The sequence below is a fragment of the Chryseobacterium endophyticum genome, assembly GCF_056333165.1.
The window spans coordinates 93,049-114,673 of sequence record NZ_JBWGXE010000004.1 but is presented as its reverse complement, the minus strand read 5'-3'; the positions used below and the strand labels follow the sequence as shown (position 1 = coordinate 114,673).

The 21,625-nt window shown below is 35.1% G+C and carries 18 protein-coding genes; all 18 read left to right on the top strand.

What is annotated here, in order from left to right; all coding sequences use genetic code 11:
- Nucleotides 1–150 precede the first annotated feature (150 nt).
- The 18 genes from AC0N32_RS10865 (at nucleotide 151) to AC0N32_RS10780 (ending at nucleotide 21,523) form a co-directional block, all read left to right on the top strand.
- Nucleotides 151–1,374, top strand: coding sequence for a site-specific integrase (locus AC0N32_RS10865; protein ID WP_476393881.1), 1,224 nt, complete (start codon nucleotides 151–153; stop codon nucleotides 1,372–1,374).
- Nucleotides 1,375–1,736: 362 nt separating this feature from the next.
- A complete protein-coding gene (locus AC0N32_RS10860; protein WP_476393880.1) occupies nucleotides 1,737–2,615 on the top strand; it encodes a helix-turn-helix domain-containing protein in 879 nt (292 codons plus the stop codon).
- Between the two features lie 87 nt (nucleotides 2,616–2,702).
- Nucleotides 2,703–3,758, top strand: a complete 1,056-nt coding sequence (locus AC0N32_RS10855) for an alpha/beta hydrolase (RefSeq protein ID WP_476393879.1) — start codon at nucleotides 2,703–2,705, stop codon at nucleotides 3,756–3,758.
- A 75-nt stretch (nucleotides 3,759–3,833) separates the two neighbouring features.
- Nucleotides 3,834–4,400: a DapH/DapD/GlmU-related protein gene (locus tag AC0N32_RS10850; RefSeq protein ID WP_476393878.1), complete on the top strand. Its 567-nt coding sequence runs from the start codon at nucleotides 3,834–3,836 to the stop codon at nucleotides 4,398–4,400.
- Nucleotides 4,401–4,403: 3 nt separating this feature from the next.
- Nucleotides 4,404–5,588 carry an NAD(P)-dependent alcohol dehydrogenase gene (locus tag AC0N32_RS10845; protein WP_476393877.1) on the top strand — a complete coding sequence of 395 codons (1,185 nt, stop codon included), beginning with the start codon at nucleotides 4,404–4,406 and terminating at the stop codon, nucleotides 5,586–5,588.
- A 210-nt stretch (nucleotides 5,589–5,798) separates the two neighbouring features.
- Nucleotides 5,799–6,548: an SDR family NAD(P)-dependent oxidoreductase gene (locus tag AC0N32_RS10840; RefSeq protein ID WP_476393876.1), complete on the top strand. Its 750-nt coding sequence runs from the start codon at nucleotides 5,799–5,801 to the stop codon at nucleotides 6,546–6,548.
- Nucleotides 6,549–6,648: 100 nt separating this feature from the next.
- On the top strand, nucleotides 6,649–7,218 hold the full coding sequence (locus AC0N32_RS10835; protein WP_476393875.1) for a cupin domain-containing protein: 570 nt from the start codon (nucleotides 6,649–6,651) through the stop codon (nucleotides 7,216–7,218).
- On the top strand, nucleotides 7,218–8,255 hold the full coding sequence (locus AC0N32_RS10830) for a carboxymuconolactone decarboxylase family protein (RefSeq protein WP_476393874.1): 1,038 nt from the start codon (nucleotides 7,218–7,220) through the stop codon (nucleotides 8,253–8,255). Before AC0N32_RS10835 ends, AC0N32_RS10830 begins: the two co-directional genes overlap by 1 nt.
- A gap of 594 nt (nucleotides 8,256–8,849) precedes the next feature.
- A complete protein-coding gene (locus AC0N32_RS10825) occupies nucleotides 8,850–10,094 on the top strand; it encodes a hypothetical protein (protein WP_476393873.1) in 1,245 nt (414 codons plus the stop codon).
- Between the two features lie 205 nt (nucleotides 10,095–10,299).
- The gene (locus AC0N32_RS10820) at nucleotides 10,300–10,977 is read left to right on the top strand and encodes a response regulator transcription factor (protein ID WP_476393872.1); all 678 of its coding nucleotides are present in this window, start codon (nucleotides 10,300–10,302) and stop codon (nucleotides 10,975–10,977) included.
- 6 nt (nucleotides 10,978–10,983) lie between these two features.
- On the top strand, nucleotides 10,984–12,270 hold the full coding sequence (locus tag AC0N32_RS10815; RefSeq protein ID WP_476393871.1) for a sensor histidine kinase: 1,287 nt from the start codon (nucleotides 10,984–10,986) through the stop codon (nucleotides 12,268–12,270).
- A 128-nt stretch (nucleotides 12,271–12,398) separates the two neighbouring features.
- Complete coding sequence (locus tag AC0N32_RS10810; protein WP_476393870.1) at nucleotides 12,399–12,767, top strand: diacylglycerol kinase family protein; 369 nt, start codon at nucleotides 12,399–12,401, stop codon at nucleotides 12,765–12,767.
- 305 nt (nucleotides 12,768–13,072) lie between these two features.
- Complete coding sequence (locus AC0N32_RS10805; protein WP_476393869.1) at nucleotides 13,073–14,725, top strand: LTA synthase family protein; 1,653 nt, start codon at nucleotides 13,073–13,075, stop codon at nucleotides 14,723–14,725.
- Between the two features lie 160 nt (nucleotides 14,726–14,885).
- Complete coding sequence (locus tag AC0N32_RS10800; protein WP_476393868.1) at nucleotides 14,886–15,548, top strand: phosphatase PAP2 family protein; 663 nt, start codon at nucleotides 14,886–14,888, stop codon at nucleotides 15,546–15,548.
- Nucleotides 15,549–15,600: 52 nt separating this feature from the next.
- Nucleotides 15,601–16,863: a TolC family protein gene (locus AC0N32_RS10795; protein ID WP_476393867.1), complete on the top strand. Its 1,263-nt coding sequence runs from the start codon at nucleotides 15,601–15,603 to the stop codon at nucleotides 16,861–16,863.
- A gap of 87 nt (nucleotides 16,864–16,950) precedes the next feature.
- Nucleotides 16,951–17,877 carry an efflux RND transporter periplasmic adaptor subunit gene (locus AC0N32_RS10790; protein ID WP_476393866.1) on the top strand — a complete coding sequence of 309 codons (927 nt, stop codon included), beginning with the start codon at nucleotides 16,951–16,953 and terminating at the stop codon, nucleotides 17,875–17,877.
- A gap of 94 nt (nucleotides 17,878–17,971) precedes the next feature.
- Complete coding sequence (locus AC0N32_RS10785; RefSeq protein ID WP_476393865.1) at nucleotides 17,972–21,010, top strand: efflux RND transporter permease subunit; 3,039 nt, start codon at nucleotides 17,972–17,974, stop codon at nucleotides 21,008–21,010.
- A gap of 87 nt (nucleotides 21,011–21,097) precedes the next feature.
- Nucleotides 21,098–21,523: a PepSY-like domain-containing protein gene (locus AC0N32_RS10780; protein ID WP_476393864.1), complete on the top strand. Its 426-nt coding sequence runs from the start codon at nucleotides 21,098–21,100 to the stop codon at nucleotides 21,521–21,523.
- The last annotated feature ends 102 nt before the right edge of the window (nucleotides 21,524–21,625 follow it).

The window sequence follows — 21,625 nt, the reverse complement described above, 5'->3', positions numbered from 1 at the left end:
TATGACCTATTTCGTGTCCCATTCAAAAAATCACAAAAATGGGTCACGAAAAATCAAGGAAAGCCCGACCAATAGGCAGTCCAACGATTGTACATCTTGCAAAAAGTGGTAACAAAAAGTAAATTATTAAACCATTAAAGTTATCACACTATGAACAAAACATTCAACCTGTTATTCTTTATCAAAAAGAATAAAATCAGAACAAACGGAACCGCTCCAATCTACTTACGAATTACGATAGACGGCAAGGCAGCCGACATTGCTGCTAAAAGGTATATCGATCCGAAGAAATGGGATGTTAAGGCACACAAGGTATTGGGTAATTCGCAAGAAGCCAAAACGCTCAATCTCTATCTTAAAACTTTGGAACAGAAAGTTTACGATTTCCACTACCTGATGCTGAAAGAAGAAAACTTTGTAACAGCAGAGAGTTTAAAATCTAAACTGCTTGGAACTGATATTGAGCAAAGAATGCTTATTCCAATATTTCAGGAGCATAATGACAAAGTGGAAGCCTTGGTCGGTCAGGATTTTGCCCCGGGAACACTGGAGCGTTATAAAACTTCTTTAAAGCACACTCAAGAATTTATTAATTGGAAATACAAAGTTTCTGATATTGATATCACGCAAATCGATCACGGTTTTATTAGTGATTATGATTTCTGGCTGAGAAGTGTAAGAAAATGTGGTAATAATACCGCTGTGAAATATCTCAAAAATTTCAAAAAAATCATCCGGTTGTGTATTGCGCATGGATGGATCACCAAAGATCCTTTTCTGGGTTACAAAGCAAAGATCAAAGCTGTGGAACGTCCATATCTTACCAAAGAAGAAATTCAGATGATCTACGAAAAGGAATTTCCATCAGACCGATTGAATCAGGTCCGCGATATCTTTCTATTCAGCTGCTATACAGGTCTTGCCTATGTGGATGTCAAGCAATTGTCAAAGTCTAACATCAATATCGGCGTTGATGGCGACCAATGGATTTTTACCCACCGTCAAAAAACCGACACCTCAACTAGAGTTCCGCTATTGCCGTTGGCTCAAGAAATAGTTTTAAAATATGAAAACCATCCGCAGTGTGTCAATTCAGATGTTTTGTTTCCTGTTCTAAGCAATCAGAAAATGAATTCTTACCTCAAAGAAATTGCGAGCGTCTGCGGTATCAATAAAGATTTGACGTTCCATATTGCAAGACATACGTTTGCTACTACTGTTACCTTGTCCAACGGTGTTCCGATTGAGAGTGTGAGTAAAATGCTTGGACATACCAATATCAAAACTACTCAGCATTATGCGAAGATTCTAGATAAAAAAGTGAGTGATGATATGTTGAGTCTAAGAAGTAAACTTCAAGAAGAAAATAAATAAGTGTTTTCGTGCTTACCAAAGTAATTTAGGGAGAATAATTATTATTGAATACAAAGAGTGCAGGACTAATCCTGTCAAGGGACCTTAACGAGCGTATCTTCAAACACTTTTATCGATGATTTGGTTCGATTGAGTCGAATTAAACAAGAATTACAAAGCTCATTTTTAAAAGGTAATTTTCATACACTTTAAACTACTTGCAATATAATTTTAAACATTTAAAAAAATGGAGATTGACGTTATTGGTCTTAGTTAGCTTCGATTGTCTTTTATTCCTTTTCTGAAGTTTACGTAACATTAGGCTATAGTAAATTACATTTTTAATACTTACATGTGTAGTTTGAATTTCTTAACTTTGAAAAATGAAAGAAAAGGTAAAAAGAGTTGTTTCGGAGTTTAATACGGAATTAAAGCTGAAAGGTTTCCGTGCATTTCAGATCGAGCAGGACGGAAGCGACACCCGCGTGTACAGCAGAAAAGAATTCTATAAAATCTGCCTGACGACAGGGAAAAGTAAAATTCATTATTCTGATAAAAGCTTCGAGCAGGAAGGAACCGTTTTGTTTTTCGGAAATCCGCATATTCCGTATTCCTGGGAAACGATTTCAACGACTTATAAAGGCTATACCATTCTTTTTTCTGAAGAATTTTTCAAGAATTCTGAACGTTCCGAAAGTTTACAGCAGTCTTCTTTTTTTAAAATCGGCGGAACGCCCGTTTTGAAAATTACCGAAGAACAGAGACTTTTTCTCAATACCATTTTCCAAAAGATGATTGCAGAGCAGGAAAGCGACTATGTTTACAAAGATGAGCTGATTCGCAATTACATCAGCCTGATCATCCACGAATCTCTGAAGCTTGAACCTGCCGAAAATTTCGATCAGAACAAAAATGCAGCATCAAGGCTGTCATCCGTTTTTCTGGAACTGTTGGAAAGACAATTTCCCATCGAAACAACAGACCAATCTCTGCAGCTGAAATCAGCTCAGGATTTTGCAAAAGCTCTGAATGTTCACGTCAATTATCTCAATCGTGCCGTAAAAGAAGTGACAGGAAAATCCACAACGGCTCATATCACGGAACGCATTCTCACGGAAGCAAAGACATTGTTGCAGCACACCGACTGGAATATCTCGGAAATCGCTTTCGCACTCGGATTCGATTATCCGACGTATTTTAATAACTTTTTTAAAAAACAAACCGGAACCAATCCAAAAGCATTCCGTTTGACCGAGGTTTGATTTTCTTAATTTTTGGTTTGATTATCATTAACTGTTAGCTCCTCGCTGTTTCTAATTTTGTATCAGTAATTTTTAAAACATTCAGATATGAAAATAGTAGCAACAGTGATGGCTTTGTCCTTTCTTTTTATCGGACAGGCACTTGCGCAGAATAAAAAATCAAATCAAACAAAAATGAATGCAACAGAACAAAACGAACATTATACTTTCCAACTCAGTGATAAAGTAACCCGAAAAGCGGTTACCTTCAAAAACCGTTACGGAATAATACTTTCCGGAGATTTATACCTTCCAAAAAATACAGGAGACGAAAAGCTTGCAGCTTTGGCAATCAGCGGACCGTTTGGTGCAGTGAAAGAACAATCTTCCGGTTTATATGCCAATCAGATGGCGGAAAGAGGTTTTGCCGTTATCGCTTTCGACCCTTCTTACACCGGCGAAAGTGGAGGCGAGCCGAGAGACATTGCTTCACCCGACATCAATACCGAAGATTTCAGTGCGGCAGTTGATTTCTTAGGACTTCAAAAAAATGTAGATAGAAACAAAATCGGAATCATCGGAATCTGTGGTTTTGCCACTTTTGCCTTGAATGCGACCATTGCCGACAAACGGGTGAAAGCAGTGGCGACGACGAGTGCTTATGATATTTCAAGAGTAAGTGCCAAAGGATATTATGATAAAATGACTTCCGAAGAACGCACAAAAGCTTTCGAAACAATGAGTCTGCAACGTTGGGTTGATGCTGAAAACGGAAAACCAGAATATCCGACAACCCATTTACCTGAAAAATTAAACGGTGATGAACCTCAGTTTGTAAAGGATTATTTTGATTATTACAAAACGCCGAGAGGATATCACAAACGTTCTTTAAACTCGAATAAAGGCTGGACGAAAACGAATTCTCTATCTTTTGCCAATTCGGTAATGTTAAGTTACATTAAAGAAATTTCGCCAAGACCGATGCTTCTGATTGCAGGGGAAAATGCACACTCCAAATATATGAGCGAAGACATTTACAAAGTGGCTTCTGAACCGAAAGAATTGATGATAATTCCAAATGCGGTTCACGTAGATTTATACGATAAAGTCGATGTAATTCCTTTTGAAAAGCTGGATCATTTCTTCAGAACCAATTTGAACTAATTGAATAGTGCAATAGCTGAATCCGCATTTTTAGAAATGACGGATTTAGCATTTTATTTCTCTAAATATTTAATAATGAGCTTTAACGAAGATATTTTCACCAGGTTAAAAAATGGTGAAACAATAATGCCCAACGACCCGGAAATTCACAAATTGCTGGTGGCTTCTTATGAAGTTAAGAAAAGACTTCTTCAATTAAATAATTCCACAGAACCGGATGAGATTTTAAAAATATTAAGTGAGATTGTAGGTAAAAAACTGGAGAATGTAGCAGTGTTTACGCCGATTTACATCAACTATGGAAAAAATCTAAACATCGGTAAAAATGTATTCATCAATTTCGACTGCACCTTTCTGACTTTGGGCGGAATTACGATTGCAGACGATGTTTTAATCGGTCCGAAAGTGAGTCTGATCACTGAAAATCATCCTTTAGAACCTCAACACAGAAAAGGATTGATTGGTAAATCAATTTTAATCAAGAAAAATGCGTGGATTGGAGCCAACGCAACCATTCTTCCCGGAGTTACGATTGGCGAAAATGCGGTGGTTGCAGCCGGAGCAGTGGTTTCCAAAGATGTTCCGGACAATGTTGCGGTGGGAGGAATTCCTGCAAAAATCATCAAAACAATTGAATCATAAAATATGGAAGAAAACAACAATCAGAATTCGAGAAGAAAATTTATTCAGCAGACGGCTTTGGCTGGTGCAGGCTTAATGCTGCTGAATCCTTTAGACATTTTAGCACAAAATAATCCATCAAAAAATATGAGTAAAAATATAAAATCAAGAGGCTACGCCGGAAAAGATGAAAACGGAAAGCTGGAAAGTTGGAGTTTTGAACGCAGAGCCGTGGGCGACAATGATATTTTAATTGAAATTAAATATTCAGGAATCTGTCATTCGGATATTCATACCATTAAAGGTCACTGGGGAAAACAGATGTATCCACAGGTTCCGGGGCACGAAATTGCAGGAATTGTAACAGCTGTCGGGAAAAATGTAACCAAATTTAAAGTAGGGGATAAAGCCGGAGTTGGCTGTATGGTCGATAGTTGTATGAAATGTGAAAGCTGTAAAAACGGCGAAGAACACCACTGCGAAACCGCAGGAATGGTAGGAACGTACGGCGCTCCGGATAAAACATCGCCTTCAGGAATTACGCAGGGTGGCTATTCCAACAACATTGTGGTAACGGAACATTTTGCCATTAAAATTCCGGAAAATATCGACCTGAAATATGCTGCGCCATTGCTTTGCGCAGGAATTACGACCTATTCGCCAATGATGAAAATCAATTTCAAAAAGGGTGATAAAATTGGGGTGATTGGTATTGGCGGTTTGGGACATCTTGCTGTGAAATTGGCTGTTTCAAAAGGTGCGGAAGTCTATGCTTTCACCACTTCACCTTCAAAAGTAAACGACATTAAAAGTTTCGGTGCCAAAGAAGTGATTGTTGTAGAATCGGCTGAAGATTTAAAGCCTCACAAGGGCAAGTTAGATTTTATGATTTCAACGGTTCCTTATGCTTACGATATGTCGCCTTACATCGATTGTGTGAAAAAGTACGGCTATTTTACGCAAGTCGGACAACCGATAAATGGAGAATTGACGATTAATAATTTCAATATGATTTTTAATCGTGTCAACTTCAACGGTTCCCTGATTGGCGGAATTCCGGAAACGCAGGAAGTGATGGATTACTGCGCAGAAAACAAAATCTATCCGCAAATTCAGGTTATTAAAGCTAATGAAATCAACGATGCGTGGGACAAAGTGGTGAATAAAGAAGCACGTTACCGATATGTGATTGATGCGACAACTTTTTAAACTAAGGCGAAATTAATTTAACCACAAATCAAAGATTCGATGGAGTTAAAAGTGACAAAAGAAATTCTTCCAGCTATTATTAGATAATAAAAGCACACAACAGTTTTTATAAAGATTTACTTTAAATAAGGCTATCTATTCTTTTGCATCTTTTGTGGTAAAAAAAATTAAACAAGTTTTTAAATATAAATTACAAAATCAAAAATAAAAATGGAAAATCAAGTAGTATTCGTAACCGGTGGTGCAATGGGAATGGGCGAAGCAGTTGCGGTTATGGCAGCCGAAAGAGGTGCAAAAGTAGTGGTGGTAGACATTAATGAGGAAGCAGCACTAAAAACGGTAGAAAAAATCAAAGCTAATGGAGGTGAAGCTTCTGCTGTGAAATGTGATGTTTCTTCGGCAAAAGATGTAGAAGCGGCCATCAATTTCGTGGTCGAAAAATACGGAAGATTGGATGCAGCGTTCAACAATGCTGGAATCCAGCCAAGACCTTCCAAACTTGCCGATTTACCCGAAGAAGAATATGACAAAGTGATGAGCATTAATCTGAAAGGAACTTTCTTAACGATGAAATATGAACTTTTACAGATGCAGAAACAGGGAAGCGGAGCAATTGTCAACAATTCATCTATTGGCGGATTGGTTGCAGGAGCGGGAAGAGCAGCTTATCACGCTACAAAACACGGCGTTTTGGGGCTGACGAAAAGTGCGGCGGTAGAATATGCACCGGAAGGAATCAAAATCAATGCGGTTTGTCCGGGAGTAATAGAAACACCGATGGTTGATGAAATGTTTGCTTTGGGCGACCTTGACGAAAGTGCTTATAAAGATTGGGCACCCATCAAAAGATTAGGCAAAGCGAACGAAGTGGCAGAAGCGGTGCTTTGGCTGTTCAGTCCGGCTTCCAGCTACATTATCGGTCAGCCGATTTCTGTGGATGGCGGCATCAGCATTACATAAAATTAAAGGGTTTGTTTCGGCAGGCCCTTATCTGTTTATCCCTTCAAATCAGTAAAAATGGTAAGCAATTGCGTAATCGATATAACTATAAATGATTGTATTGTCGGAACTTTTCGATGTAGCTGATTTTGAGTACATTAAATTTAAAATAGTGAAATATTTAATTATTATTCTTTTAGCGATCAGTCCAACTGTAATTGCACAAAATAAAATACATTCAAACAAAATAAAATCTAAGAAAATGAGTACAAATATCCCTAAAATAAGTGATTTTCCGACAGGTGAAGAAAACACGGCTTATGCACAATATTTTATTGGCAAATCCTATTTGGCGCCACTGACAAGCAATAAAGATCTAAATGTTCCCCTTTCCAATGTCACATTTGAACCGGGTTGTCGAAACAATTGGCACAGTCATACCGGCGGACAGCTTTTGATTGTGGTGGGTGGTGAAGGTTTGTATCAGGAAAGAGGAAAACCTGCCCGCCGTTTAAAAGTTGGTGACATCGTAGAAATTGCTCCGAATGTTGAGCATTGGCACGGTGCAACTGCCAAAAGTTGGTTCTCGCATTTAGCAACGAACGGAAATCCGAAAAGCAATGAAAATACTTGGCTGGAAGCTGTTTCAGATGAAATTTATAAAGAAGCTAATCTTCAAATTAAGCCTTAATGAAATTTAAAATTCTCATTTTAATATTTACCACATTCACCTTAGTTATGAATGCTCAAAATCAACAAAATCTTGATGAAAAACAATCGAGCCTTGTTTCAATTTCTTCATTAACAGCAGTCGGAAATTTGGAAGATTTAAAATTAGAATTAAATAAAGCCTTAGATTCTGGTTTGACGATTAATGAAATCAAGGAAGCGCTAGTTCAGTTGTATGCGTATTGCGGTTTTCCGAGAAGTCTGAATGCGATTAATACCTTTAAAACTATTTTAGATGAAAGAAAAGTGAAGGGTATTAATGATATTGAAGGAAAGAAAATCGTTGTAGAAAATAATATTGTCGATAAATATGAACAAGGCAGAAAAACGTTAGAAACATTAACGAAAACGCCGCAAACCAAACCAGCACCTGGTTTTGGTGAATTTGCACCACGAATTGATGCTTTCCTCAAAGAACATTTATTTGCCGATATTTTTATGAGCGAAGTTCTCACTTATCAGCAAAGAGAATTGGTGACGATTTCGGCTTTGGCTTCTTTGGATGGAGTTGAAGGGCAGTTGCAATCTCATATCAATATGGGAAAAAACACCGGAATTACCGAAAATCAGTTGGTACAATTGGCTGATTTGGTACAGGAATCTGTTAACAAAACTCAGGCAAATACAGTTCGAGAGATTATTGGAAAACCGCTTGTTCCGATCATCGAAAATGATATGATGGTTCGTATCTCCGAAATAGAAATTATCCCTGAATTTTTAGAAGAATATAATTCGATTCTGAAAGAAGAAGCTTTGGCATCGGTGAAATTTGAGAAAGGCGTTATTGCAATTTTTCCGATGTATCAGAAGGAAAATTCCACTCAGATAAGAATTGTAGAAATCTATGCCAACAAAGAGGCGTATCAGTTTCATTTGCAAACGCCACATTTTTTGAAGTACAAAACATCGACTTTGAAAATGGTAAAATCGTTAAAATTAATAGATATGGAAAGTCTGGATAAAGAAACGATGTCTGAGATTTTTGAAAAAGTAAATTAATATTAAACTATTTTTCAATGAAGGGTTAGAAAATAAAATACTTTTTGTTGTAATAAAAAAACTAACTAATATCTACATGTAATAATTAACATTTATACAAAATATATTTTAGCACATTACAAATATAGCCATCGCAATTTATGGGAAATTCAATTAAGATCTTATAGCATTACTCTAAAAATAAATAAAAAATGGCGCCGATTGTCGTAAAGTGGCGCCATTTGGCTGTGTGACCAAGACGAGCGTATCTTCAAACACTTTTATAGGTGATTTGGTTCGTTTGAGCCAAATTAAACAAGAATTACAAAGTTCTTTTTGACAAATAATTTTTGATAATTTATGTTTGATGCAATTTAATTTTAAAAAAATAAGAACACTTAGCACTGGATTAGTAAGTCTTTAGTTAGCCGTGCTTGTCTTGTACCCATAACCGAAGAGATATCGAAATATTTAGTGGAAGATTTAGAAAGAATTCGCAATTTTCAAGTATTGAATTTTAATTATTATTAAAGTTCACATTTACTATTATAGGGTATGTAAATAGGTTATAAATTTATTTTTTGTTGCTATATTTATAGGTAAAAATTAAACCAGATGAAATCCCCTTTAAATATACATCCTCCAAAAAACTGGCAAGATTTTGAAACGCTGTGTTTAAAACTTTGGGGAGAGATATGGAGCATACCTCACGAAATTGATTTTAATTCTGATAATGCGCAAGGACAACATGGTGTAGATATTTTCGGTCCGGTTAATGATGGCAAAAAATATAATGGAATACAATGTAAAAATAGAAAATTAAACTTGATAGATGGGTCTCCAAATCGAATTTCAATAAGAGATATTCAGGAGGAAATTGAGAAAGCTAAATCGTTTAAACCATACTTAAGCAAGCTTGTTATAGCAACATCATTGCCTAAAGACCAAAAAATTGAAGAGTATGTAAGAACTCAAAGTATACAAAATGTTGAAATAGGATTATTTACAATACAAATATGTTTTTGGGATTACTTTGAACGTAAACTATTTGAGTTTCCCAATGTTTACAATTGGTATGTTAAGAACGAGGATTTTCATCGTACCAAGAGCCTATCCGTCTTATTTTCAAATGGTCAAAATGAGATGATCTGTTTTCCGAAGTTTCAAAAAACGATTAAAAGATATATAGTAAAGGATGAAAATGTTGAGGAAGATATTTTGGATTTGAGTCTATCTCTCAATGAATTGTTAGAAAAATATAAATCAGAAGAGCACGTTTCTAAATCAGGTCTTAAAAACTTTAATGATATCTTTGGTAGAATTGATATGAGTAAAAATCCTTTGATGCCTAAGATTAAATGGGAGCAATATTGTTGGTTGAAGCTTCAGATCACAAATACAGGAGAAGCAGTAATTGAAGATTACAAAATAGAACTGGAATTCGAGGGTGATTTTAAAAAAGTTGGAGCGGAAAAAGGACATTTTCTTCATAATCCAAAGTATATCAATACTGTTAGAGAATATAGTAATTCAGATGATTCTCTAATTATAGTTCCCAAAAACAAAACTTTAGTACAGGATGATTATTTTACAACAGGGAATTTTTACATTGAACCTAAAATTGGTGAGGGTAGTGCAGTAAAAATGACTTGGAAAATTATATCACGTGATTTTACTGATTCAGGATTCCTTACAATCATTATTAAGCCTCAATTTCATAAGGTTGTAATCATTGCAAATGCTGATTTAAAATTAGAAGAAAAGGAAGAAGTTTCTTATCAATTAATTGAAAGAACAGGTGTTCATCAAATTGGTTATGTTGATTACTTTGACAAAGAATCCGATTATAATTTTGAATAATATTTTACAGAAAGAATTTCAAATTTTCTTAAACTTTAATTTTTTTTACAATCGAATTTGTTTTCTGAAATGTCATTGTACATATTCTTATGACTTTACTTTTGCCAAAAGATAAAAAATAGTGAATACAGATATTAGAAGTATTTACTAGAGCAGGTTTTTTAAATTCGAAATTTCTTCTAAATTACATCTATAAATTAGCAGCATGAAAATTCTAATAATAGAAGACGAAACCGAGCTAGCTAAAAGTATCTCCGAATATCTTTCCGGAGAAAATTATATATGTGAATTTGCACCCACATTCAGCGAAGCAATGGACAAAATAGAAACGTTCCAGTATGATTGCATACTGTTGGATATTATGCTCCCTGACGGTAATGGACTTGCCATTTTAGAAGAATTAAAAAGACAGAATAAACAAGATGGGGTCATTATTATTTCGGCGAAAAATGCCCTGGATGATAAAATAAAAGGATTGCAGTTAGGGGCTGATGATTATCTTACAAAACCCTTTCATCTTTCGGAACTGATGGCAAGGATCTATTCAATTATCAGAAGAAAACAATTTAATAATTCTAATGTCATCAAACAAAATGAATTGCAGATAGATCTTTTATCAAAAACTGTTACTATTAATAATCAAACGATCATCCTCACAAAAAAAGAGTTTGACCTTCTTATTTACTTTATTGGAAACAAGAATAAAGTTATTTCTAAAAGCACCTTAGCAGAACATCTCTCCGGTGATTTTGCGGATATGTTGGATAACCACGATTTTGTCTATGCGCACGTCAAGAATCTTAAAAAGAAATTATATGAAGCAGGCTGTGACCATTACTTGAAAACAGTTTATGGGACGGGGTATAAATGGGAAAATATTTGATTAATTATGAAGCCACTATTAAGTAAAACTACTAGACCGTTTTTAATTTTCGTAATGATTGTTCTGGTTTTCAGTATCCCAGTATATTATTTCGTAGTCGATGCAATATGGCAGGATGAACTTGACGAGCACAACGAGATTGTTGCAGAAAAAACAGGCTATGAATTTAACAAAATGAATGCTTCCATAGAAGAAATACAAAGTAGTATTACCTTATGGAATCATATCCAACCAGGAACCAATATTGAAAAAATAACTTCCAATCATTTAAGGAAAGACTCACTTTTTACAGCTGAAAAATATAAACCTTTTTCTGATGACCCGACAATCGAACGCTACAGATGTCTTAAAAAGGTCATTTATATAAAAAAACAACCTTATCTTTTTACCATAGAGACAAATATTGAGGAAACGGAAGGCACTGTAATGATCATTGGTCTCATTACATTATTCTTTTTTCTTTTGATTGTGACAGGGTTGTTTATACTTAACAGGAGATTGTCCAAAACAATTTGGAAACCTTTTAGAAACACACTTGATAAACTGAAGAATTTTAATTTAAACACACAGACGCAGATTGAATTTGACAATACAGACACTACAGAATTTGAAGAATTAAATCAGTCATTACGAAAATTAATTTATCATAACGTATCCGTTTATAAAACGCAGAAAGAGTTTACAGAAAACGCGTCTCACGAGTTGCAGACTCCGTTGGCCATCTTGAAAAATAAACTTGATCTTCTACTGCAAGATGCAAACCTAACCGAAAAGCAATACAACATTGCCGAGGAAATGAACAAAGCTTTAACGAGAATTTCAAGAATTAATAAGAACCTTTTGTTATTAGCGAAGATAGATAACAGCCAATTCGATAATTCTGAAAGCATTAAGCTGGATGATCTATTGCACCAAAGTCTTGATGCCTTTAATGAACATTTTCAGCAAAAGAATATTTCTCTTGCAGAAAATATTTCTTCTAATGTTGAATTGAACGGCAATAGCGGGCTGACAGAAGTTCTTATTAATAATCTTATTTTAAACGCAATTCGTCATACTTCCCGTGACGGTGCAATATCGGTGAAATTGACAAATTCAGTATTTGAAGTTGCCAATTCCGGAAGTGAAAAATTAAATACAGATCTGTTATTTAAAAGATTTTCGAAGCTTTCTGCGGACAATAGCGGAAGTGGTTTGGGATTAGCCATCATCAGTGTGATTTGCAAATTCCACCATTGGAAGATCAGTTATAAATTTGAAAATAATTTGCACATTTTTTCTGTAAAACTGTAAAATTCAAAATTTCTTCAAAATTCACTTTTAGCTTTGTTGCATATTTTCATTTATGCGATACAATTCTTTATATATTTACAAAATTTCATTCTTAACAATAATTTAATACAAAATAGTAAGATTTTAGAATGAAAAATATTAGAGACAGTTTTTTGAAAGGAAGAGCAAAAAGCCTTAAATACACCTTCAAGGGTGCATTTCTGTTACTGAAAACGGAACATTCGCTAATGACACAGTCTTTCATCGGGGTTGTTTTAGTTGTTTTAGGCTTCTATTTTAAGATCACAAAAGTTGAGTGGATGTTTCAGATACTTGGCTTTGGACTTATTCTCACAGCAGAAAGCCTGTATACTGCAGTGGAAAAACTTTGCGATTTCGTTCATCCGGAATATCATAAAAAAATAGGTTTCGTTAAGGACATAGCGTCCGGAGCGATGACATTTGCTGTGATCTCAGTTTTAATTTTACTCACTCTAATCTATTATCCTTACTTATGAAAAAGTTATTCAGTGGCAGATTTTCAACACTGTTTGGTGTTCTGAGTTTATATGTTTTTTTAGCATTTGTAATTAGGATAATACTACTGATCTGGTCTTTAAAAGATCTTGAGCTTAATTTCTTACATTTTTTGCGAGCTTTCTTCACAGGGTTCTTTTTCGACCTGACGATGGGTTCCTTATTTTTAGCATTTTACGCCTTTTATCTTTTGATCTTTCCGAAAAGGTGGATCGGATCTTTGTTTGATAAAATCTTCACCTATTTTTATCTAAGCTTGATTTTCATTATTATTTATTTTAGCCTTTTGGCAGAAATACCTTTTTGGGATGAGTTTGGCGTTAGGTTCAATTTCATTGCGGTAGATTACCTTATTTACACATATGAAGTTGTCGAAAACATCAATCAGTCATATCCTTTACCTGTGATTGGAGTTGTTTTGATAGGATTGATCGTCCTTACGTTTGTTTTATTTAAAAAACTGAATATCTTCAAAAAGACTTTTTCGGATAAGAATTCTATCAGTAATCGTTTATTTTATTCACTTCCGGTTTTGGCAATTGCCATTGTTTTAGGTTTGGTGATGAAAAACAAGCAGGCGGATTTCAGTAATAATTTGGTGGTAAATGAATTGGGGAAAAACGGTGCTTTTTCTTTTGTAACTGCCTTCAAATCAAACGAGCTTGATTATGAAACCTTTTACCCGAAACTTTCGGAAAAAGAAGCTTATTCAATGGTTAAGAAGAATCTTTCACAGGAAAATCAAAAATATACAACCGCAAAATATGATGATATATCAAGGCTCACTACAGGAAATCAGGAGCAAAAACCTAATTTAATCCTTATTGCCTTAGAAAGTTTCAGCGCAGATTTTCTAACAGAATTTGGCAATAAAGATCATCTTACACCTAACTATGAAAAGTTGTCGAACGAAAGTATTTTCTTCACAAACCTTTATGCAACAGGAACCAGAACCGTTCGCGGAATGGAAGCTTTAACATTATCCGTTCCTCCAACACCTGGAAACAGCATTGTAAGAAGACCTAATAATCAGAATTTATTTTCCGTTTCTACAATTGTAAAATCAAAAGATTATCAGCCCTATTTTATTTATGGTGGCGATGGCTATTTTGATAATATGAATACCTTTTTTGGTGGACAGGGATTTGATATTGTTGACAGAAACAGAGGTAATCCTTTATCAGATGAGATTAAAACACAAAGATTTGCAATTCCTGATAACGAAGTGAAATTTGAAAATGCCTGGGGAATCTGTGATGAGGATCTTTATAATCAATCTATCAAATACGCTGATAAGAGTACTAAAGCAAACAAACCGTTTTTTCAGTTTGTAATGACCACTTCCAATCATAAACCTTATACTTTCCCGGCCGGAAAGATCGACCTTCCGCCAGGTGACAGAAATGCTGCCGTGAAATATACAGATTATGCTTTAGGAAAATTTATTGCAGATGCGAAAACTAAACCCTGGTTCAAAAATACGGTTTTCGTTATAGTTGCAGACCATTGTGCAAGCAGTGCCGGGAAGTGGGAGATCAATATTGACAGACATCACATTCCTGCAATTATTTATAATCTTCCAAAGCAACAACCAACAAGAATTGATCGTTTGACTTCACAGATCGATTTGATGCCAACTTTATTCGGATATCTTGGTTGGAATTACAACACAAGTTTGTATGGAAAAGACATCAATCAAACTAAAGTTGGAGATGAAAGAGCTTTTATTGGCAATTACAGAACATTGGGAATGCTGAAAGGAAATATTTTTACCCAGATTGACGATAGAAAAAGGTTAAAACAGTTTGGAGTTTCAGGAAATGAAAGACAGACTTTATCCGAAATAAAAACAAAAAATCAGGAATTGGCCTCTCAAACCATTTCTTATTATCAGACAGCAAGTGTGAGATTTAAGAATGGAAAAATGAAAGCTAAATAAAATATTCTTAAAGATAAAAACCTAACAAAAGATTGATAATAGTATCAGTCTTTTGTTAGTTAAAGGGGGCAAAATTTGAATTTCAATCAATTTTTAAAACCTGAGATTCAAAATTAATTCAGAATTAGGATATTATTTTGTGTCAGTTAATTCCTGAATTATGAGATTGATAATTTTTCTGCAAAACAACAAAAGGCTTTTGTTCCGAGCCACGCTTATTACACTTTTAATCGCCTTTATAGCATTAAGCTTTATTGTTTTCTTTCTGCCACTGGAATATTTGGACATCCATATTTCAGAAGAAATTCAGGAAAAACAAACTCCTGACCTTAATATACTGATGATTTGGCTGAGCTGGTTTGGCAGAACATCGGTTTCGGTTGTAATGATCGGTATAACTTCACTTATCTTTTTTATTTTAAGATTAAAAAAAGAAGCTGTTTTGATGGTTTCTACGCTTTTGTCCGGGATTTTAGGATTAGGACTAAAAATGCTGATCAACAGACCACGCCCCTCCAAAGATCTGGTTGTCCTTTTGGAAGAAACAAAATATCAGAGTTTTCCGAGCGGACACGTTTTATTTTACACCGTATTTTTTGGCGCATTGATATTGATCATTCTACATTTAAAGAATATCAAGTATAAGTTTAAACTATTTCTGATTATTATCTGTCTTTCTATGATTTTTTTAGGAGCAATTTCAAGAGTTTATCTTGGAGCGCATTGGTTTACAGATGTTTTAGGCGGATTTATTTTAGGTATTCTTTGTGTTTTAATTATGGCATATTTCTATGTTAGAAATACAGGAAATATAAATCAGTAATTCTAAATTTCTACAAAATCACGTCCCATCTTTGCCATATAATTTACAGAATATGGTTACTTTTCGTACATATCTCATCCGTAGTTTATTATTTTCGATGCTGTTTTTCAGCTGTTTTAAAATAAATGCACAGTCTAATACATTGTCATATTTTCTTGTGACAGCTCAATCCAACAGTCCTCTTTTAAACGATTACAACAACCAGGTTATTTCCAATAAAATTGACAGTTTAAAATTAAAAGCATCTTACGGTTTTATTCTTACCGGAGAAGGAAACGCAGGTTATTCTCCCAATATAAAAGGTTGGGGATATGACAGTGCTTTAACCAACGGACAATCTCTTTTCGCAGGTGTTCGCGCTGCCAAAGAATTTATCAGCCGTAATAATTTGAATACAAGACTTGCCGGAATTAATGCAAATATTGCCCAGGTTTTAGCACAGAAAAATATAAGCCTTCAAACGCTTAAAAAACAGATTACCGACCAATATATTGCGACTTACGCAAGTCAGCAACAGTATAAATTAAGTAAAGAAATCATTCATTTACTGAATCAGGAAGATGTTGTTTTGAAAAAGCTTACCCAATCTGCGGTTTTCAAACAAACTGATTATTTAATTTTTAAAGTTACCCTTCAACAAAATGAATTAACCTTAGAACAGCAAAAAGCCGACTGGCAAAATAATTATTCTCTGTTGAAATATTTGTCAGGAATCGTTGATGATAGTTTTGAACCTGTGGAAAAACCTTCTTTTACTGAAACATTGAATCCGACATCTTTTGACAAAAGTATGTATCAAAAGGCTTTTGAGGCAGATAGTTTGAAATTATCAAATGACGCAAAAATTATCGAGTACAATTATAAACCAAAAATTACAGCTTTTTCAGATAGTGGTTATCAGTCTTCATTTATAACAACTCCTTATAAGAATTTTGGAATGAGTGTCGGCGTTGGTGTCACTATTCCGATTTACGATGGCCATCAGAAAAAAATGCTGTTGCAACAAAATCAATTACTGCTGCAAACCCGCCAGAAATACCTTGATCAAACCCAAAGACAATATCAGCAGCAGATTCTGCAGGTCAATAATCAGATTGAGCAATATAATAAGATCATCACTACGGCCAATCAGCAAATTACCTACGCAAAAACCCTGGTAGAAGCCAATGCCAAACAGCTTCCGACAGGAGATATAAGAATGGTAGATTTTATTTTATCCATTAATAATTTACTTAGTCTTAAAGGAAATATCATTCAGTATAATACGACTTTATTCAACCTGAAAAATCAGTTACAATACCTAATCATTCAATAATTATGAAATCGCTATTGACAAATCTTCTGAAGAATAAGCATTGAATATTAAGCGATTGGATATGACCTCAAAAATAAATATATACATATGAAAGAAATAATCACCCTCATTATAGTTTCTATAGTTGTTTTCAGTTGTAATAAAACCGCCGAAAATGCTCCTACAGACACAACTACCACAGATGCCACACCAAAAACATTGGTTACAGTTGCTTATCCTTCCGACACGGCTCAACTTAATAATATGATTACGCTGAACGCAACTGCAACCTATCTTTTAAAGTCTGATGTAAAAGCCAATAGCAACGGTTATATCACAAAAATGACCATCAAATTAGCAGATAGAGTTAGCAAAGGTTCGGTACTTTTCGAATTACAGACCAAAGAGGCGAGAGCATTAGGAAATATCATTAATAAATTGGATAAATCATTCCGTTTTAATGGTGCAACGACGGTCACAAGTCCTGCAACTGGTTACGTCGCAATGCTCAATCACCAAATCGGAGACTACGTTCAGGACGGAGAAGTTTTGGCAAACATTACAGATGCAAGTAGTTTCGGTTTTGTGGTCGATGTGCCTTACGAATACCTTCAAATCATCAAAAATAAAGGTTCTTTACCGATTACTTTACCAGACAATACAGTGTTGCAGGGAAGAATCGCAAAAGTGATGCCTTCTGTTGATGCAGTTTCCCAAACCGTAAAAGTGCTTTTACAAGTTCCCAATAACAATATTCCTGAAAATCTGATTGGTACGATTAGTTTTTCCAAAACTTCAGCTTATGGACTTTCCGTTCCTAAAATGGCAGTGGTAAGCGATGAAACCCAGTCTTCTTTTTGGGTGATGAAATTAATCAACGATACGACAGCCGTAAAAACAGACATCAGAAAAGGAGTCGAAACCGATAAATATATTCAGATAAAATCAGGGAATTTGACAACGAAGGACAGAGTAATTGTCTCAGGAAACTTTGGATTGAGTGATACGGCAACTATAAAAATACAAAAACCTTAATGCAATGAAATGAGCCATTTAAATCTCGTCGATTGATAACAAAATTTACTTTGGCGAATTCCATTTGGCAATTTTAAAAAATATACAACTACAAATGAAAAAATCATTTTTTGTAACCTACAAAAGTCCTTTGTTGGTATTGATTTTTCTAATTCTGTCGAGTGGAATTTATTCTTATACCATAATTCAGTCTGCTTTGTTTCCGCAGATCACTTTTCCGAAAATAAAAATCATCGCCGATGCAGGACAACAGCCTGTCAATCATATGACAGTTGGTGTCACCAAAGTCTTGGAAGATGCAGTAAAGAGAGTTCCCGATTTAAAGGTTTTAAAAAGTACAACCAGTCGGGGAAGCTGTGAAATTTCCGCCTTTATGGATTGGAATGTAAATGTAGATTTAGCCAAACAGCAAATCGAAAGCAGTGTGAATGAAGTTCGAAATCAATTACCACCCGACATCAATATTTCTGTTGAAAAAATGGATCCGTCGATTCTTCCGGTTATGGGATATTCGCTGAATTCAACTTCAAAAGACCCGATTGAATTGAAACAGTTGGCTCTTTATACCATCAAACCTTTTCTTTCACAGGTTGCGGGAGTGAGTGAGGTGAGAATTATCGGCGGACAGGATAAGGAATTTCGTGTGGTGATGAATCAATCGATGATGGCGAGATTGGGAGTTACGCCCGCTTCGGTGGAACAGGCAATCAACAATAGCAATTTTATTAAATCAAATGGATATTCCTCAGATTTCAGATATTTATATTTAACCCTTACCGATGCTCAGATTCGTAATGAAAGTCAGCTTAAAAATCTTGTTGTAAGCAATAACGGAAACCGAATCGTTTTGTTGAGTGATATTGCGCAAATCAATGTTCATAATGCCAAACAATACATAAAAGTCAATGCCAACGGACAGGAAAGTATTTTGATTGCTATTATCCAGCAACCTAATGCGAATGTGGTAGATTTAAGCAAATCAATTGAAGCAAAAATTGCCGAGCTGCAAAAAACTTTACCGAAAGATATTGTCTTAAAACCGTATTACGTTCAGGCAGATTTTGTAAACGATTCAATTAAAAGTGTTACCGATGCTTTATGGATTGGATTAGTCTTAGCAATTATTGTAGCGATTATTTTCCTTCGTTCGTGGAAGGCGAGTGCTGTTATTTTAATTACAATTCCGATTACATTAAGTCTTACGATGCTTGTTTTATATACGATGGGACAGACGTTCAATATTATGACTTTGGGAGCAATTGCCGCTGCGATAGGATTAATCATTGATGATGCGATTGTTGTGGTTGAACAAATCCACAGAACCCACGAAGAAAATCCCGAAGAATCTTCAAAAACATTAGTACAAAAAGCGATTAATTATTTATTGAAAGCAATGGTTGGTTCTTCACTCAGTACGATTGTGATTTTCCTGCCTTTTATGTTGATGAGTGGAGTAGCGGGAGCTTATTTTAAAGTAATGACAGACACGATGATTATCACCTTAATCTGTTCATTTTTTGCAACGTGGATCTTATTACCCATCGTTTATTTACTGTTGTCATCAGGAAAGAAAAAAGAAAAAAATCTCCAGCATCACGATGTAAAAGAAAGAAAATGGGTGGGGTTTTTTATCGGAAAACCATTATTAAGTTATGCTTTTATTTTAATATTAATTGTTTTAACAGCGATTATTCTTCCCAATATCAGTACCGGATTTTTACCGGATATGGATGAAGGAAGTATCGTTTTAGATTATAATTCGCCTCCGGGAACTTCACTCGAAGAAACTGACAGAGAGTTGAAAGAAGTCGAGAAAATTATCACTTCAACGCCCGAAGTTGCAGCATACAGCCGAAGAACAGGAACTCAAATGGGATTCTTTATTACTGAACCGAACCGAGGCGATTATTTAATTCAGTTAAAGAAAAACAGAAGCAAAACGACCAATGAGGTTACCGACGATATCCGGGCGAAAATTGATGCTTCAAGTTTGCCGTTGACTGTAGATTTCGGACAGGTGATTACTGATATGTTGGGAGATCTTATGAGCAGTGTTCAGCCGATTGAAATTAAAGTTTTCGGGACCGACCAGAAAGTCATTGAAGATTGTTCTCAAAAAATTGCGGCGATCGTTGAAAAAGTAAATGGTACAGCTGATGTCTTTGACGGAATTGTGATTGCAGGTCCATCGATGGTTGTCACCCCGAAACTTCCTGTGCTAGCCCAGTATAATATTTCGTTACCCGATTTTCAGAACCAATTACAGGCAAATCTGGATGGAAATGTAGCCGGAAATATTTTTAATAATTTACAATACACGCCGATAAGATTATTGTATAACGAAAAAAGCAACCAGTCATTAAGCGACATCAACAACAGTATGATTGCTTTACCGAACGGAACTTTGAAACCTTTGAGTGAGTTTGCAACGGTAAGTGTTGTAAAAGGTTCTGCTGAAGTAAACAGAGAAGATTTGCAGACTTTAGGAATTGTTACTGGAAGACTCGATAACGGGAATCTGGGAGGAACGATTCAGGAAATTCAGAAACAGATTAATCAGAAAATAAAACTACCAAGTGGATATTCTGTAGTTTATGGCGGAGCTTACGCGGAACAGCAACAGTCGTTTAAGGAATTATTAATTATTTTGGTTGTTTCCAGCTTATTGGTTTTTTCGGTAATGCTGTTTTTATTTAGAAATGTTTTGGTTGCGTTGATCATTTTATTTGTATCGGTTTTAGGACTTTCAGGAGGAATTTTACTATTGTATTTTACAAATACACCACTGAATGTCGGAAGTTATACCGGACTTATTATGATGGTCGGAATCATAGGGGAAAACGCCATTTTCACTTACCTGCAATTTCACGAAAGTTTAGCGACGAAAACTAAGGAAGAAGCTGTGGTCTACGCTATCAGCACAAGACTTCGTCCGAAGTTAATGACCGCTTTTGGAGCTATAATAGCTTTAATGCCATTAGCATTGGGAATCGGAACGGGAGCTCAAATGCACCAGCCTTTGGCAATCGCTGTTATCGGCGGATTTATCGTTGCATTACCCCTTTTACTCATTGTTTTGCCAACATTGCTCAACAAAATCAATTTAAAACAAGAAGAAATAAACAATCAATAAATATTTAAAGTTTTCAAAATCTAAAAGTTCAAAATTTCTTCTAAATCGTTCCTGACTATTGTATTACAAATTTAAAATTAAATTAAAATGAAAAAATTAGCATTTCTATTAACAATGACTACTGGGGTAGTTTTCGTTAGTGCACAAAAAATTCAACAGAAGGATGTTCCTGGATTAGTTCAGAAAGGGTTTCAAAAACAATTTCCGGCAGTTAAAGGTGCAAAATGGGAAAAAGAAAATGGGAAATATGAAGCCGGCTTTAAGTATAAAGGAGAAGAAATGAGCGTTCTCTACAATGCACAAGGCGTTTGGGAGGAAAAAGAAACAGAGATCAAAGTGAGCCAGCTTCCGGCGATGGCTTCATCTTATGTCGCAAAGAAACAATTAGGCAAAATCAAGGAAGCTTCTAAAATTACTAAAGCTGACGGTTCTGTTATGTACGAAGCAGAAGTTAAAAGCGGTGACGTTTTATTTGATGTCAAAGGTAACTTTGTAAAACTTGCAAAAGATTAAGATCTGATAGAAGGTAAAAAGAATTAGAAAAGCCACTTGTATAAGTGGCTTTCTTTTTTCAAATCGGTTATTCTGATTTTTTAAAATTCAAAATTTCTTCTA

Coding starts and splice junctions, on each gene's coding strand:
- AC0N32_RS10865 (WP_476393881.1), top strand. CDS start 151: ATGAACAAAACATTCAACCTGTTATTCTTTATCAAAAAGAATAAAATC.
- AC0N32_RS10860 (WP_476393880.1), top strand. CDS start 1,737: ATGAAAGAAAAGGTAAAAAGAGTTGTTTCGGAGTTTAATACGGAATTA.
- AC0N32_RS10855 (WP_476393879.1), top strand. CDS start 2,703: ATGAAAATAGTAGCAACAGTGATGGCTTTGTCCTTTCTTTTTATCGGA.
- AC0N32_RS10850 (WP_476393878.1), top strand. CDS start 3,834: ATGAGCTTTAACGAAGATATTTTCACCAGGTTAAAAAATGGTGAAACA.
- AC0N32_RS10845 (WP_476393877.1), top strand. CDS start 4,404: ATGGAAGAAAACAACAATCAGAATTCGAGAAGAAAATTTATTCAGCAG.
- AC0N32_RS10840 (WP_476393876.1), top strand. CDS start 5,799: ATGGAAAATCAAGTAGTATTCGTAACCGGTGGTGCAATGGGAATGGGC.
- AC0N32_RS10830 (WP_476393874.1), top strand. CDS start 7,218: ATGAAATTTAAAATTCTCATTTTAATATTTACCACATTCACCTTAGTT.
- AC0N32_RS10825 (WP_476393873.1), top strand. CDS start 8,850: ATGAAATCCCCTTTAAATATACATCCTCCAAAAAACTGGCAAGATTTT.
- AC0N32_RS10820 (WP_476393872.1), top strand. CDS start 10,300: ATGAAAATTCTAATAATAGAAGACGAAACCGAGCTAGCTAAAAGTATC.
- AC0N32_RS10815 (WP_476393871.1), top strand. CDS start 10,984: ATGAAGCCACTATTAAGTAAAACTACTAGACCGTTTTTAATTTTCGTA.
- AC0N32_RS10810 (WP_476393870.1), top strand. CDS start 12,399: ATGAAAAATATTAGAGACAGTTTTTTGAAAGGAAGAGCAAAAAGCCTT.
- AC0N32_RS10800 (WP_476393868.1), top strand. CDS start 14,886: ATGAGATTGATAATTTTTCTGCAAAACAACAAAAGGCTTTTGTTCCGA.
- AC0N32_RS10795 (WP_476393867.1), top strand. CDS start 15,601: ATGGTTACTTTTCGTACATATCTCATCCGTAGTTTATTATTTTCGATG.
- AC0N32_RS10790 (WP_476393866.1), top strand. CDS start 16,951: ATGAAAGAAATAATCACCCTCATTATAGTTTCTATAGTTGTTTTCAGT.
- AC0N32_RS10785 (WP_476393865.1), top strand. CDS start 17,972: ATGAAAAAATCATTTTTTGTAACCTACAAAAGTCCTTTGTTGGTATTG.
- AC0N32_RS10780 (WP_476393864.1), top strand. CDS start 21,098: ATGAAAAAATTAGCATTTCTATTAACAATGACTACTGGGGTAGTTTTC.